This window comes from Brevundimonas sp. NIBR11, from assembly GCF_027912535.1.
Taxonomy (GTDB): domain Bacteria; phylum Pseudomonadota; class Alphaproteobacteria; order Caulobacterales; family Caulobacteraceae; genus Brevundimonas.
The window spans coordinates 557,689-571,803 of the sequence record NZ_CP115465.1 but is presented as its reverse complement, the minus strand read 5'-3'; the positions used below and the strand labels follow the sequence as shown (position 1 = coordinate 571,803).

At 68.2% G+C, this 14,115-nt stretch carries 9 protein-coding genes; 1 reads left to right on the top strand and 8 read right to left on the bottom strand.

The features are described from left to right. Nucleotides 1–70 precede the first annotated feature (70 nt). The 8 genes from O5O43_RS02715 to O5O43_RS02680 form a co-directional block, all read right to left on the bottom strand. Nucleotides 71–955, bottom strand: a complete 885-nt coding sequence (locus O5O43_RS02715) for a 2-dehydropantoate 2-reductase (RefSeq protein ID WP_271085390.1) — start codon at nucleotides 953–955, stop codon at nucleotides 71–73. Between the two features lie 169 nt (nucleotides 956–1,124). Then, nucleotides 1,125–3,815 (bottom strand): pyruvate, phosphate dikinase, encoded by a 2,691-nt coding sequence (gene ppdK / locus O5O43_RS02710; RefSeq protein WP_271085389.1) that lies wholly within the window; start codon nucleotides 3,813–3,815, stop codon nucleotides 1,125–1,127. A 317-nt stretch (nucleotides 3,816–4,132) separates the two neighbouring features. Further along, nucleotides 4,133–6,265 (bottom strand): glycine--tRNA ligase subunit beta, encoded by a 2,133-nt coding sequence (gene glyS / locus O5O43_RS02705; protein ID WP_271085388.1) that lies wholly within the window; start codon nucleotides 6,263–6,265, stop codon nucleotides 4,133–4,135. After that, complete coding sequence (locus O5O43_RS02700) at nucleotides 6,265–7,170, bottom strand: glycine--tRNA ligase subunit alpha (RefSeq protein ID WP_271085387.1); 906 nt, start codon at nucleotides 7,168–7,170, stop codon at nucleotides 6,265–6,267. The genes glyS and O5O43_RS02700 overlap by 1 nt, the downstream gene beginning before the upstream one ends. Before the next feature lie 210 nt (nucleotides 7,171–7,380). Beyond that, the gene (locus tag O5O43_RS02695; protein WP_271085386.1) at nucleotides 7,381–8,496 is read right to left on the bottom strand and encodes a fasciclin domain-containing protein; all 1,116 of its coding nucleotides are present in this window, start codon (nucleotides 8,494–8,496) and stop codon (nucleotides 7,381–7,383) included. A 187-nt stretch (nucleotides 8,497–8,683) separates the two neighbouring features. After that, nucleotides 8,684–9,652, bottom strand: a complete 969-nt coding sequence (locus O5O43_RS02690) for a 4-(cytidine 5'-diphospho)-2-C-methyl-D-erythritol kinase (protein WP_271085385.1) — start codon at nucleotides 9,650–9,652, stop codon at nucleotides 8,684–8,686. Beyond that, nucleotides 9,568–11,370: a tetratricopeptide repeat protein gene (locus tag O5O43_RS02685; protein ID WP_271085384.1), complete on the bottom strand. Its 1,803-nt coding sequence runs from the start codon at nucleotides 11,368–11,370 to the stop codon at nucleotides 9,568–9,570. The genes O5O43_RS02690 and O5O43_RS02685 overlap by 85 nt, the downstream gene beginning before the upstream one ends. Before the next feature lie 53 nt (nucleotides 11,371–11,423). Next, complete coding sequence (locus O5O43_RS02680; RefSeq protein WP_271086371.1) at nucleotides 11,424–13,073, bottom strand: electron transfer flavoprotein-ubiquinone oxidoreductase; 1,650 nt, start codon at nucleotides 13,071–13,073, stop codon at nucleotides 11,424–11,426. Between the two features lie 196 nt (nucleotides 13,074–13,269). On the opposite strand from O5O43_RS02680, the gene O5O43_RS02675 reads away from it, so the two are divergent. Then, nucleotides 13,270–14,061, top strand: coding sequence for a uracil-DNA glycosylase (locus O5O43_RS02675; RefSeq protein ID WP_271085383.1), 792 nt, complete (start codon nucleotides 13,270–13,272; stop codon nucleotides 14,059–14,061). The last annotated feature ends 54 nt before the right edge of the window (nucleotides 14,062–14,115 follow it).

The following is a 14,115-nucleotide window of genomic DNA, read 5'->3' as shown; positions in this document are numbered from 1 at the left end:
CCGCGCGATTACAAGGAAGAAACTGTGCGCACGAGAGCACAGACAGCGTTATACTCGCCGCCTTATCGCCCTATTCCATCGCTGACAGCAGGGTCGCCGCCATACTGTTTAACGGTGCGGGTATGCCATGCTTCGTGCCGAGACGGGCGATGACGCCGTTGCGGGCGTCCCACTCCATGCGACGGCCTGCCAGACGGTCGCCCAGCAGAGAGTTCACAGAATCGGCCGGGGAGCTCTCGGTCCGCTCCAAGACCCAGTCGGGAATATTATCGCTCAGATCGGCCCCGATCGCCCGGCCGACGCATACGCATTCCCACACCATGGCCCGCATCAGGTCGGCGACGCCGGGCTTGCGCACCACTCCGGCCGGTTGCCGCGTCAGGGCGTTGATGGCGCCGGCGCAGTTCAGGCTGAGCTTGGTCCAGGCGACGGTGGTGAAGTCGTCGGTCGTCGAGGCCTCGATGACGCTCTTGGCGAACAGGGAGGTGAAGGTCTCGCCCGCCTCGCCCGCCGGAACGGTGACCGTGCCGTCGCGGCGGTGGTGGATGCGACCCGGCGCACTGCGTTCGGCCGGGATGTCGACGATGACAGGGACGATGCGGTCGGCGTCGAGGAATGGGGTGAAGCGCTCGACGTGTTCGACGCCATTCTGCAGCACCGCGACCCGGGTCTCCGCGCCGAGGAGGGGCTTGAGCCAGGCCGCGGCGGCGGCGACGTCATAGGCCTTGGTGGCGACCAGCACCCAGTCGACGGGGGCGGTAATCTCCGACGGGTCCGTGACGACGCGGGGGCTGGCCTTGATGACACGTCCGTCAGGGGCGACGACCTCCAGCCGGTCCAGCGGCGTGCGGGCGCACAGGGTCACGGCGGCGACCGACGGACTGTGCGACAGCCAGGCGGCGACCGTGCCGCCGATGGCGCCCGGGCCGACGACGGCGATGGAGAGTCGGGTCACTGATCCACCTCCCCTTGCGGGAAAAGGTGGCAGCCGAAGGCTGACGGATGAGCGAGCACACGGGCAATCGTGATGGGATTTGGCAAGTCTGATCTCCGGCGTCGGGGTGACCCGTCATCCGACCTCGCTGCGCTCGGCCACCTTCTCCCGCAAGGGGAGAAAGGAAGTTCTACCGGTCCTTCTCGCGGGCCTCGCCGCCGCGCGAGACGAGCGCGGCCTGGGCCGCCGCCAGACGGGCGATCGGCACGCGGTAGGGCGAGCAGCTGACATAGGCCAGACCGACCTCTTCGCAGAAGGCGATCGAGGCGGGGTCGCCGCCATGTTCGCCGCAGATGCCCATCTTGATGTCGGCGCGAACCGCCCCGCCCCGCTCGGCGGCGATGCGGATCAGATCGCCGACGCCGTCCTGGTCCAGGCGGACGAAGGGATCGGTCTCGAAAATGCCCTTGTCCATATAGGCCTGCAGGAAGCGGCCGGAGTCGTCGCGCGAGATGCCAAAGGTCGTCTGCGTCAGGTCATTGGTGCCGAAGGAGAAGAACTCCGCATGTTCGGCCAAGTCACCCGCACGGAGAGCCGCGCGCGGCAGTTCGATCATGGTGCCGACGAGATACTCGACGCTGTCCCCGGCCTTGGCGAAGACATCTTTGGCCACACGGTCGGTCAGTTCGCGGAGGTATTTCATCTCCAGACCCAGGGCGACCAAGGGGTGCATGATCTCCGGGATGGGAGCCTCGGCGGCGGTCTTTTTCACCTCCAGCGCGGCCTCGAGGATCGCGCGGACCTGCATCTCGTAGATTTCGGGATAGGCGACGCCGAGGCGGCAGCCGCGGTGGCCCAGCATCGGGTTGGTCTCGTGCAACTCCTTGGCCCGGCGCTTCAGCTTGGCGGCGTCGATGCCCGATGTGGCGGCCAGGGCGTCGATGTCCTCGTCCGTGTGCGGGATGAACTCGTGCAGCGGCGGGTCCAGCAGGCGGACCGTGACCGGCAGGCCGGCCATGATGGTGAAGAGCTCGACGAAGTCGGACTTCTGGAACGGCTCGATCTTCGCCAGGGCGGTGCGACGGCCGGCCTCGTCATCGGCCAGGATCATCTCGCGCACGGCGGCGATCCGGGTGTCGTCGAAGAACATGTGCTCGGTGCGGCAGAGGCCAATGCCCTCGGCGCCGAAGCCGCGCGCGGTCTTGGCGTCCAGCGGGGTCTCGGCATTGGCGCGGACCTTCAGGCGGCGCACGCCGTCGGCCCAGCCCATCAGGGTCTGGAAGTCGCCGGTCAGCTCCGGCTCGATCATCGGCACCGCGCCGTCCAGAACCTCACCCTTGGAGCCGTCGATGGTGATGACCTCGCCGGCCCTGAAGGTGCGGCCGCGCGCGGTGAAGGTCTGGGCCGCTTCGTCGATATGAATTTCGCCGGCGCCGGAAACGCAGGGGCGGCCCATGCCGCGCGCCACGACGGCCGCGTGGCTCGTCATGCCGCCGCGCGCCGTGACGATGCCGCGCGCGGCGTGCATGCCGTGAATGTCCTCCGGCGAGGTCTCCTCGCGGACCAGGATGACGGCGTCGCCGAGCTGGTTCAGGCGCTCGGCCTCATCGGCGTCGAAACAGATCTTGCCGGTGGCGGCGCCCGGAGATGCGGGCAGGCCTGCGGCCACGACCTTGCGGGTCGCGTTGGGGTCCAGCGTCGGGTGCAGAAGCTGGTCGAGCGCGGAGGGTTCGACGCGGCTGATGGCCTCTTCCTGGGAAATGACGCCCTCGGCGGCCAGATCAACGGCGACCTTCAGCGCCGACTTGGCGGTGCGCTTGCCGTTGCGGGTCTGAAGCATCCAGAGCCGGCCCTGTTCGACCGTGAACTCGATGTCCTGCATGTCGCGATAGTGGCTTTCCAGCTTGCCGACGACATCGACGAACTGGGCAAAGACCTCGGGCATGGCCTCTTCCATCGACGGGGCCGTCTCCCCCATTTCCTCGCGGCCGATCTTGGTCAGGGACTGGGGCGTGCGGATGCCGGCGACGACGTCCTCGCCCTGAGCGTTGATCAGGAACTCGCCGTACAGGCGCGCCTCGCCGGTCGAGGGGTTGCGGGTGAAGGCGACGCCCGTGGCCGAGGTCTCGCCCATGTTGCCGAAGACCATCGACTGGATGTTCACGGCGGTGCCCCAGCTTTCGGGGATGTCGTGCATGCGACGATAGAATTTGGCCCGGTCGTTCATCCAGCTGGCGAAGACCGCCGAGACAGCGCCCCAGAGCTGTTCTTTCGGATCCTGCGGGAAGGGGCGGCCCAGCTCGCGCTCGACCACGGTCTTGTATTCGGCGACGACCTTCTCCCAGTCGGCGGCCGAGAGGTCGGTGTCGACGGTGACGCCCAGACGGTCCTTGTGGTCGTCCAGAACCTCTTCGAAGTCGTCGTGCGACAGGCCGAGCACCACGTTGGAATACATGGTGATGAAGCGGCGGTAGGAGTCGAAGGCGAAGCGGCGGTCGCCCGACAGCTTCGCCAGTCCTTCGACCGTCTCGTCGTTGAGACCGAGGTTCAGGACCGTGTCCATCATGCCCGGCATGGAGGCGCGGGCGCCGGAGCGGACCGAAACGAGGAGCGGGTTAGCGGCGTCGCCGAAGGTCTTGCCGACGATCGATTCGACGGTCTTCAGCCCGGCCGCGACCTGATCGGCGAGGTCAGCGGGGTATTGGGCGCCGTTCGAGAAATAGTGGACGCAGGCCTCGGTCGTGATAGTGAAGCCAGGGGGCACGGGCAGGCCCAGCTTGGCCATCTCGGCCAGGTTGGCGCCCTTGCCGCCGAGAAGGTTCTTCATCGACGCCTCGCCATCGGCCGAGCCGCCGCCGAAGCCGTACACCCACTGAGTCATCGGTAGTCCCCTGAAGTCGGATCGTGCCGGCGGGTTGTCCCCGCTCGCGTGCCGCCCTGACTACCGTGCTGCGAGCGCGAAGGCGAGGGCGGGCTGTAACAAAGGGTGATGGCGTGTTTCGGTTCCAGACGCCCGACGACTTCCCTCTCCCGTGGGGAGAGGGCTTGAGCACCTGAGAGCCGCCAGGCGATCAGACTTGTGCGAAAGGGTGAGGGTTTGCCCTCACAGGCAAGAGACGACCCTCACGCTCTCGGCTGAAGACGCATCGCTTCGCTCTGCGAGCCTCAAGCCCTCTCCCACCGGGAGAGGGATCAGAGTCAGCCTGCCACCTGCCCGAAGTCGGCGACCTTGCCCATGACGGCACGGACCTGGCCCAGCAGCTTCAGGCGGTTTTCCCGCTCCTCGGCCACGTTGGAGTTGACCAGGACGTCGGTAAAGAAGGCGTCCACCGGGGCGCGAAGGGCGGCCAGGGCCGTCATGGCGGCGGCGAAGTCCTCGGTCTCCAAAGCCTGATCGACGGCGTTGGAGGCGGCGGCGACGGCCATGGCGAGCTGGGTCTCGGCGGGCGGCTGGTTCGGCAGACCGGTCTGGACCATCCCGGTCGGGACGGCGCCCTTCTTCTCTTCGGCCTTAAGGATGTTGGAGGCACGCCTGTAGCCGGCCAGCAGGTTCGCCCCGTCGTCGGTGGCGAGGAAGGCGTCCAGCGCCTCCACCCGCCGCACGATGCGCACGAGGTCGTCGTCGCCCAGGGCGAAGACGGCGTCCACGAGGTCGTGGCGTTCGCCCTGGTCGCGGAGGAGGACTTTCAGGCGGTCGGCAAAGAACGCGACGACTTCGTAGCCGACCTCGATCTCGCTGTTCATCTTCCGACCGTTCTCGTTGTTAACGGCGGTCTTCGTCCACTCCGAGATAGCGAGCGGGCGCTCCGGTCCGGCCCCGCGCATCGCGTACTCGCAGACATCCGTCAGCGGGAGACGATGGCCGTTGTCCAGCACCAACCGGATAACCCCCAGCGCCGCACGCCTCAGCGCGAACGGGTCCTTCGAGCCGGTGGGCTTTTCGTCGATGGCGAAGAAGCCGACGAGGGTGTCGAGCTTGTCTGCCAAGGCGACGGCGACCGTCAGGGGGGCGGTCGGGACGGTGTCAGCGGGGCCTTGGGGTTTGTAGTGGTCGCGGACGGCGTCGGCGATGGCGTCGGGCTGGCCGAAGGCGCGGGCGTAGTAGCCGCCCATGATTCCCTGCAGTTCCGGGAACTCGCCGACCATGCCGGAGGCGAGGTCGGCCTTGGCGAGGCGGGCGGCCTTTTCGGCCTGATCGGCGTCGGCGCCGACCAAGGGGGCGATCTCGCGGGCAAGAGCTGAGATGCGGTCGACGCGCTTGGCCATCGTGCCCAGCTTGGCGTGGAAGGTGACGCCGGAGAGTTTCTCCAGCCAGGCGTCGAAGCCGACCTTCTGATCCTCGTCCCAGAAGAAGCGGGCGTCGTTCAGCCGGGCCGACAGGACCCGGCTGTTGCCGGCGGCCAGGGCCACGCCGCCGTCCGAGGCCTCGACATTGGCGACGACGATGAAGTTCGGGGCCAACTTGCCGGTCTGCGGGTCGCGCACGGCGAAGTATTTCTGGTGCACCTTCATCGACAGACGCACGACCTCGGGCGGCAGGTCGAGGAACTGAGGGTCCATGTCGCCCAGGGTCGGCGTCGGCCATTCGGCGAGACCCGCGACCTCTTCCAGCAGACCGTCGTCATCGACCAGCTCCAGACCCTTGGCCTGGCAGGCGGCGCGGGCAGCCTCGAGGATCTTCAGCTTGCGATCGGCGACGTCGAGCAGGACGAATTGCTGTTCGAGTTTGGTGCGGTAGTCGGCGAAATCCCTGACCGCGAACGGCTGGCCGGAACCGAGGAAACGGTGGCCCTCGGTCGTGTCGCGGCTGACGATCCGGCCCTCCGGCGAGCCGTCGGCGATGGCGAAGGGCACGACCTTGCCGTCGAACAGGCAGACGATCCGCTTCAGCGGGCGGACCCATCGCAGGGTCGCATCAGCCCAGCGCATCGACTTGGGCCAGGGGAAGTTGCGGATGACGTGCTCGACCGTCTCGGCGACGACGGCGGTCGTCTCGACGCCCTTCTGGTCGATGACGGCAAACAGGACGCCGTCGCGCTCGGTCAGCTGATCGCGCGTCAGGCCGGTCTTGCGAAGGAAGCCTTCCAGCGCCTGTTCCGGGGCGTTGGCGCGCGGGCCCTTCAGCTCTTCGGAGCGATCCGGCGTCGCGGCGGGCAGGCCTTCGATCACCAGGGTGAGGCGACGCGGACCGGCATAGGTCGTCAGCGCGTCCCAAGTCAGGCCGGCGGCCTTCAGCCGTTCCGACGCCATGCGTTCCAGGTCGCGCGCGGCGCCCGACTGCATGCGGGCGGGGATCTCTTCGGAGAACAGTTCGAGGAGGAGTTGAGGCATCAGGCGGTTTTCCGCTCTTGTTCGACGTAAGCGAGGGCGCAGGCTTTGCAGAGGTCGCGGATGCGGCCGATGTAGCTCTGGCGTTCGGCGACGGCGATGGCGCCGCGGGCGTCCATCAGGTTGAACAGGTGGGACGCCTTGAGGACCTGATCGTAGGCGGGCAGGACCAGCTGCTGGCCTTGCGGGCCGGTCATGGCCAGCAGGCGAGCGCTCTCGCGCTCCATGTCCTCGAAGCGGCGCTTCAGGCCTTCGACATCATAGCCGTGGAAGTTCGCTTCGGACTGCTGGCGTTCGTTCTCCAGGAAGACCTCGCCATAGGTCAGGCCGTCTTCGTTGAACTTGAGGTCATAGACGTTGTCGACGCCCTGGACGTACATGGCCAGACGCTCCAGCCCATAGGTCAGCTCGCCGGAGACGACATCGCACTCGATGCCGCCGACGCCCTGGAAATAGGTGAACTGGGTCACCTCCATCCCGTCGCACCAGACCTCCCAGCCCAGACCCCAGGCGCCGACGGTGGGATTTTCCCAGTCGTCCTCCACGAAGCGGATGTCGTGGAGCGCCGGGTCGATGCCGATGGCGCGCAGCGAGCCCAGATAGAGATCCTGCAGGTCGGCCGGGTTCGGCTTCAGGATGACCTGGAACTGGTAGTAATGCTGAAGGCGGTTGGGGTTCTCGCCATAGCGGCCATCGCCGGGGCGGCGGCTGGGCTGGACGTAGGCGGCCTTCCACGGCTTCGTGCCCAACGCCCGCAGCACGGTCGCCGGGTGCAGGGTGCCGGCGCCGACCTGCTCGTCATACGGCTGCAGGATCGCGCAGCCTCGCTCGCCCCAATACTTCTGAAGGGTCAGGATCAGGTCCTGGAAAGCCAGGGGCTTGTCCGGCGCTTTGAACGGTGTGGCCACGGGGAGGTCAGTCTTCTGGGCAAAGAGAAAGGCGGCGGACCCTAGGGCGCGATCCGGAAAAGTGGAACCCGGTTTTCCGGTCGGATCGCGCCCCAGCGACAATTCGAGCCTGATTCACGCCAAAAGCCGGGACCGCGCAGCGGCCCCGGCTTCTTTTTGGCGATCAGGCTCGAGGTCTGCCGCCTTCCAACTCAACCGCTGTGGGCCTGATTAGGCTTGCGGAGTCGGCGTGGCCGTATCGTCCGTTTCGTCCTCATCATCCACCTGACCGTCGGTCGGGTTGGGGACGGTCGGCGAAGCGACAGTCGTGGTCGTCGTCGCGGCCGGTTGGCCGTTCGGCGCGTTCACGCCAGTCGCCGGACGGGTGGTGGCGGTCGTCGTGGTCGGCGAGGCGGTCATCGGCGAGGCGACCGGCGGCGTCATCGGAGCGGCCGGAGCCGAGGTCATGGGCGCGGTCGGCGCAGCGGCCGGGGCCGAAGGCGCGGCCGGGGTGGTCGGCGGCGGAGCGACGGCGCCCTCGTCGGTGGCGCTGTCGGCGTCCATGGCGTCGGCGGTGGCCGAGTCGTCCGTCATGTCATCACCTGCCGGCGGCGTGGCTTCCACGCTGTCGTCTTCGGCGGGCGGGGCGGCGGTTTCCGTGTCGTCAGCGGCCGGCGTGGTCGCTTCCTCGGCATCGCCGGCGGCGACCATCGACTCGGCCGGGTTCAGCACGCGGTCGATGATGAAGACGGCGCCGTTGCCGGCGTCGAGATCGGCCGTCGTCACCGTGGCGTTGTCGACCTTGATGGCGTCGCCCGTGCCGTCCAGTTGAACCTCGGTGGTGGCCGCGGTCTGGACGCCGCCCTTGGCGCCCTCGATCTGGCTCGACTGAACATCGGCGACGACGACGTGATAGAGCAGAACCTGGCGGAGCTCATTGACGTTGGCCGGGTCTAGCAGGCGGGCGCGGTCCGCCTCCGGCAGGGCGGCGAAGGCCGCGTCGGTCGGGGCGAAGATGGAGATCGCCGGCTGGGTGCTGAGCGTCTCGGTCAGCTGGGCGGCGTCGAGCGCGGCCAGCAGCGTCGTGAACTGGCCGTTGGCGCGAAGCACATCGACGACCGTGTTCTGGGTCGCGGCGGCCGTCTGGGCCGGAGCGGCGGGGGTCGTCGCCGGCGCAGCGGCCTGCGCGGCCGGGGCCATGGGTTGCTCCTGCGTCGGCTCTTCGGCGGCGACAGGCGGGGTGGTGGCGGGGCCGACCGGAGCGGTCGGCGCGGTCTGGGCGAAGGCGGAGCCGGTGGCGAACAGGGCGACAGCAGCGGTCGCGGTCAGAAGACGCGTGCGAAGCATGACAGTATCCTTTCAATGCTGCGGGGCCGTCGGGGAGGAAACGCTCGCGACCCGTTACTCAGTGTTACGAAGCCAGTGAAAGGCTTTCACACGGTGCAGGTTCCACCACTTAACGTTATTTGGGTCGACAAAGCAGAGCTTCGCGTCACCTCAGGCGTCGTTGACGCCCCTCGGCTTTGACTTCGATTTATTGTGACGCTTCGTCCCGTTCATCACCGAATACAGCCCGTTCGATCCACCAGTTATCATGGAGTTTTCGCAGCTTACCGGCGGCCTCGCGCGCGGCGTCTGCAGTCTCGAAGAGCCCGAAAACCGTCGCGCCGGAGCCCGACATCCGGGTCAGACGCGCGCCCGTGGCGGCCATGGCCGACAGAGCCTCGCCGACGGCCGGTTCCAGCGAGACGGCGGGCGCCTGGAGATCGTTCCGCTGTCGGGCGAGCCAGTCGATCACTTCGCCGGATGACCAATTCGGGGGAGGCGCGGGCCGATCCGCGGCCCGCGTGGACCCGGCGTCATAGGCGCCATAGACGGCAGCCGTCGGCGAGGGCCGGCCAGGATTGGCCAAGACGGCATGCAGCGGCGGCAAGGCGGGCTCGAACGACAGTCGGTCGCCGACGCCTTCGGCCCAGGCCGATCGCATCGCCAGACACATGGGCCCGTCCGCCCCGACCGCTCGCGACAGCGCCGTCAGGCTGTCGTCCCCCAGGTTCAGTCCCAGGGCCTCGTCGGCCAGACGCAGGGCGGCCCCCGCGTCCGATGATCCCCCGCCCAGACCGGCCGCGATGGGCAGGCGCTTGTCCAGGGTCACCGCCAGGGCCGGTTCGCCCCCGCCGGTCGCCTCACCCAGCGCGCGCAGGGCCTTCAGGATCAGGTTGTCGCCCTCTCCGGCCAGAGGCTTGCCAAAGGGTCCGGTCACGGTCAGCGACAGCCGGTCCGAGGGGGCGACCGTGACCACGTCCCCGGCGTCGGCAAAGGCGACCAGGCTGGCCAGCGGGTGGTAGCCGTTCGCGTCCAGCGGCCCGACGTGCAGGAACAGGTTGACCTTGGCTCGGGCGACCGCCGTCAGGGACGTCAGAGCGGCAACCCGTCGGTCAGCTTGCGTTCGACTTCGGCGCGACGTTCGTCGTCGGGGTCCAGCGTCAAGACGCGGTTCCACTGGAAGCCCGCCTCGCGGCGACGCCCGACCTGCCAGTAGGCGTCGCCCAGATGGTCGTTGATCTCGGCGTTGGCCGGCTCCTTGGCCACGGCGCTCTCAAGGGTTTCCACCGCGCTGTCGAACTGACCCTGGCGGTAGAGAGCCCAACCCAGGCTGTCCTGGATGTTGCCGTTGTCAGGATCGGCGACGTGGGCTCGGCTGATCATCTCGGCGCCTTCGGCCACGCGCGTTCCGCTGTCGACCCAGAGGTAGCCGAGGTAGTTGAGATAGGTCGGATCGTTCGGCTTTTCCTGCAGGGCCGCCCACAGTTGCGCCTCCGCCTCCGGAATCCGGCCCAGGGACTCGTAGGCGGCTCCGCGCATGAACCGGACGTCGGCGCTCTGGGTCGCGGTGTCCAGCAAGGGGCCGTTCAACAGGGTCAGAGCCTCTTCGTAGCGACTCAGCTGGACCAGTTGACCCGCCGTCACGAAGGCGACGCGGGGGTCGTCGGGAGCGACCTCGCCTGCGGCCCGGAAGGCCGCGAGAGCCTCATCCAGCTTCTTGTCCTCGGACAGGCTGACGCCGATGGCGATCTGGGAGCTGGCGTAGAGGACCGGGCTGGAGCGCGGCACCCGGGCGAGGACGGCGCGCGACGCCGTGTCCAGATTGGCCTGGGCGAGGGTCTGACCTAGCAGGTAGACGGTCTCCGGCTCGTCGTTCAGGTTCAGCGCGAGGCGCAGATAGACGACCGCGAACTCGTTGGCGCCCTCGCCGCCGGCCTGACGGGCGGCGACGATCAGAGCCCGCGCGGCCCCCTGACGATAGCCGGACAGGGCCGGAGCCCGGCCCCGCGCCTCGACCCGAGCCTTGGCGGCGACGATCATGGGATCATAGGCCCCGGACGCCAGGGTCGCATCGTAGAAGGCCAGGGCCTCTTCGCGTTTGCCTCGACGCTCCAGGAACGCCCCGTACGGAGCGCGGAACAGAGGCGCGGACCGGGCATCGAAAGCCAGGGCGTGAAGCTCGGATTCGGCTTCGTCGAAACGCCGACGATGCTCCATCAATTCCGCCCGATGCAGGCGGCCGAAGAGGACCGTCAGCCCGTCTCCGGTCGGGTTGGGCTCGGCCAGCGCCGTCTCCCAGTCCCCGGCCGCGGCGGCGATCCAGGGCGCGATCAGGGTCGCGGCGCGGGCATGGGGCGCCAGGACAGGCCGGGCCTTCAGCTCTGCATTGGCTTCGCGGGCGTCTCCGGCGACGAAAGTCTGGACCACCGTGACGAGCGCTCCGGCCTCGGCGATCACCGGCGAGGCGGTCTCGCGGTCGGGCGAGATGCGCGCGGCGACGTCGAGGTCTCCCGCCAGGAGGGCGGCGGTGAAGGCCTGATCGCGCACCGTGCGCTGTTCCGGCGTCAGGCTTTCGACGGCGCTCAGGTAGGCGGCGCCCTCCTCGGCCTCGCCGCGGCTGAGGGCGGAGCGGCCGGAGAGGTAAAGACCATAGGCCGTGCGGCCCTCAGCGTCCCGGGGCACGGGGGCCCAGACGCGGGGGACGGCGTCGATGGTCGGGGCGGGCGCCTCGGCATCCTCACCCACCACGATCAGCGGTGCGAGCGGCGGGGTCGGCACGACGTCCTGGATCGCCGGCGCGGGATCGGCGACGGGTGGCGCCTCCTGGGCGAAGGCGGGCGCGGCCGTCAGGGCGGTGACGGCGATCAGGATCGATCGGAGGGGGGCGTGACGCATTCCCCGACATTCACCGGCTTATGCGGCCGCGACAAGGCCCCTCGCCCGCCCTGCTACATATTCGGATAGTTGGGGCCGCCGCCGCCCTCGGGCGTGGTCCAGACGATGTTCTGCGACGGGTCCTTGATGTCGCAGGTTTTGCAGTGGACGCAGTTCTGGGCGTTGATGACGAACTTCGGATCGGCCCTGTTCGTCTCGTCGGCGTAGACGACCTCGTAGACGCCCGCCGGGCAATAGAGGCGCGCAGGCTCCCCATACTTCGGCAGGTTGACGCGGATCGGCACGGAGGGGTCGATCAGCTTCAGGTGGGCCGGCTGTTCCTCGGCGTGGTTGGTGTTGGAGATGAACACCGACGAGAGCTTGTCGAAGGACAGCTTGCCGTCAGGCTTCGGATAGACGCGCGGCTTGTGCTTCGATGCCGGCTCGGTCGAGGCCGCGTCGGTCTTGGAGTGCTTCATCGTCCACGGCATCGTCAGGCCGAAGGAGGCCAGCCACATCTCCGCGACCCCGAAGGCGCCGCCAAGCGTCGTGCCGAACTTGGTCAGATAGGGCTTGGCGTTGCGAACGGCCTTGAGTTCCTTGGCGACCCAGCTCTTCTCATAGGCGGTCTGGTATTCGACCAGTTCATCGCCCGAGCGGCCGGCCATGACGGCGTCATAGGCGGCGTCGGCGGCCAGCATGCCGGTCTTCATGGCGTTGTGGCTGCCCTTGATGCGCGGAACGTTCACGAAGCCGGCCGAGCAGCCGATCAGGGCGCCGCCGGGGAAGGCCAGCTTCGGCACCGACTGGAAGCCGCCCTCGGTGATGGCGCGCGCGCCGTAAGAGATGCGGGTCCCGCCTTCCAGGTGGTCGGCGATGGCGGGGTGGTGCTTAAACCGCTGGAACTCGTCGAATGGCGACAGGAACGGGTCCTTGTAGTTCAGGTGCACGACGTAGCCGATGGCCACGTAGTTGTCCCCGAAGTGGTACATGAAGGAGCCGCCGCCGGTGAACTCGTCCAGCGGCCAACCGGTGGTGTGCTGGGCCAGGCCGGGGTGGTGCTTCTCGGCCGGGATCTGCCACAGCTCCTTCAGGCCGATGCCGAACTTCTGGGGGCTGGAGTCCTTGGCCAGCTGGTGGCGGGCGATGATGGTCTTGGCCAGCGACCCGCGCACGCCCTCGGCGATGAAGACGTACTTGCCGTGCAGCTCGATGCCCGGCTGGAAGTCGCCCGTGGGGTGGCCGTGCTTATCGATGCCGAAGACGCCGGCGACGACGCCCTTCACCCGGCCCGTCGGTTCGTCCCAGACCACGTGACTGGCGGCCATGCCGGGATAGACCTCGACGCCCAGGCCTTCCGCCTGCTCGCCCAGCCACCGCGCGACGTTGCCAAGCGAAGCGATGTAGCAGCCGTCGTTGTGCATCATGGGCGGCAGCAGAGCCATGGGCAGGCTGGCCTGACCCATTGGCCCCAGGATCATGAAGCGGTCCTCGGTGACCGGAGTCTCCAAAGGGGCGCCACGTTCTTGCCAGTCGGGGAACAGCTCGTTGAGCGCCTTGGGGTCGATGACGGCGCCGGACAGGATGTGGCCGCCGATCTCGGCCGACTTCTCCAGCACGGCGACATTGATCTCCTTGCCGTCCTTCTCCGCCCGCTGCTTCAGGCGGATGGCGGCTGCGAGACCGGCGGGGCCGCCGCCGACGATCAGGACGTCGTACTCCATGACCTCGCGCTCGACGCCCTGCAGCGCCTCGAGCGGCGGCAGGTTGTCGAGGATGGCTTCCTGCGCGGGGGTCGTGGCGCCGCCTTCGATCGCTTGCTCGGCCATGTCGCTTATTATTCCTCGCGCGTCGTGTGGTTGTCCGGTTATCGGAACGTGACGCAGGGGCGGTCAAGGACTATCCCTGCGGGCCAAGATCATGAACGCTCAAACCTCGGACATCGCCGCAATCGAAAGCCTGCTCGCCTTCTGGGCCGACGCGGGGGTGGACGCCTGTTTCGAGGAAGCGGCGGTCGATCGGACAATCGTCATCGCTCCGGCCCTGAAGGCCGTAGCCAAGGCGACCGAGTCGGTCACGCCGGTGGTGGATCTGGTCGATCAGACGTCGGAGGCGCGTCGGCTGGCGAATGGCGCGGACACGATGGAGGCGCTGGCGGAGGCCGCGGCCAGTTTCAAGGGCTGCGAACTGGTCGGTATGGGGGCGCGGCAATGTGTCTTCGGACGCGGCGATCCGCATGCGCCGATCCTGATCATCGGTGAAGCGCCGGGCGCGGACGAGGACGCGGCGGGCCAGCCCTTCGTGGGCAAGGCGGGCAAGCTGCTGGACAGGATGATCGCGGCGGCGGGACTGACAGACCGGGTCTATATCACCAACACCGTCTTCTGGCGGCCGCCGGGCAACCGCACGCCGACGCCGCAGGAGCAGGCGGTCTGCGCCCCCTTCGTGGAACGGGCCTTCTATCTGATGAAGCCGAAGGCCGTGCTGCTGCTGGGCGCGGCGGCGGCCAAGGCGGTGCTCAAGACCGACGAGGGCATCCTGCGGATGCGGGGTCAGTGGCACGACTGGCGACTGGCCGAAGGCGACGTCGCGGCGCCCGTCATGCCCACGCTCCATCCCGCCTTTCTGCTGCGTCAGCCCCAGGCCAAGCGTCAGGTCTGGGCCGATATGCTCGAGCTCGCGGTCAGGTTGGACGGACAGGATTCCGCCTAGAACCAAAGTTACAGGGTTCCATGCCGCTGATGTGATTGAGGGATTCGACGCATT

Excerpts from the sequence above, each read along its gene's own strand:
- glyS (WP_271085388.1), bottom strand. The coding sequence starts at position 6,265 with ATGCCTCAACTCCTCCTCGAACTGTTCTCCGAAGAGATCCCCGCCCGC.
- O5O43_RS02695 (WP_271085386.1), bottom strand. The coding sequence starts at position 8,496 with ATGCTTCGCACGCGTCTTCTGACCGCGACCGCTGCTGTCGCCCTGTTC.
- O5O43_RS02675 (WP_271085383.1), top strand. The coding sequence starts at position 13,270 with ATGAACGCTCAAACCTCGGACATCGCCGCAATCGAAAGCCTGCTCGCC.
- O5O43_RS02685 (WP_271085384.1), bottom strand. The coding sequence starts at position 11,370 with ATGCGTCACGCCCCCCTCCGATCGATCCTGATCGCCGTCACCGCCCTG.
- ppdK (WP_271085389.1), bottom strand. The coding sequence starts at position 3,815 with ATGACTCAGTGGGTGTACGGCTTCGGCGGCGGCTCGGCCGATGGCGAG.
- O5O43_RS02680 (WP_271086371.1), bottom strand. The coding sequence starts at position 13,073 with ATGGAGTACGACGTCCTGATCGTCGGCGGCGGCCCCGCCGGTCTCGCA.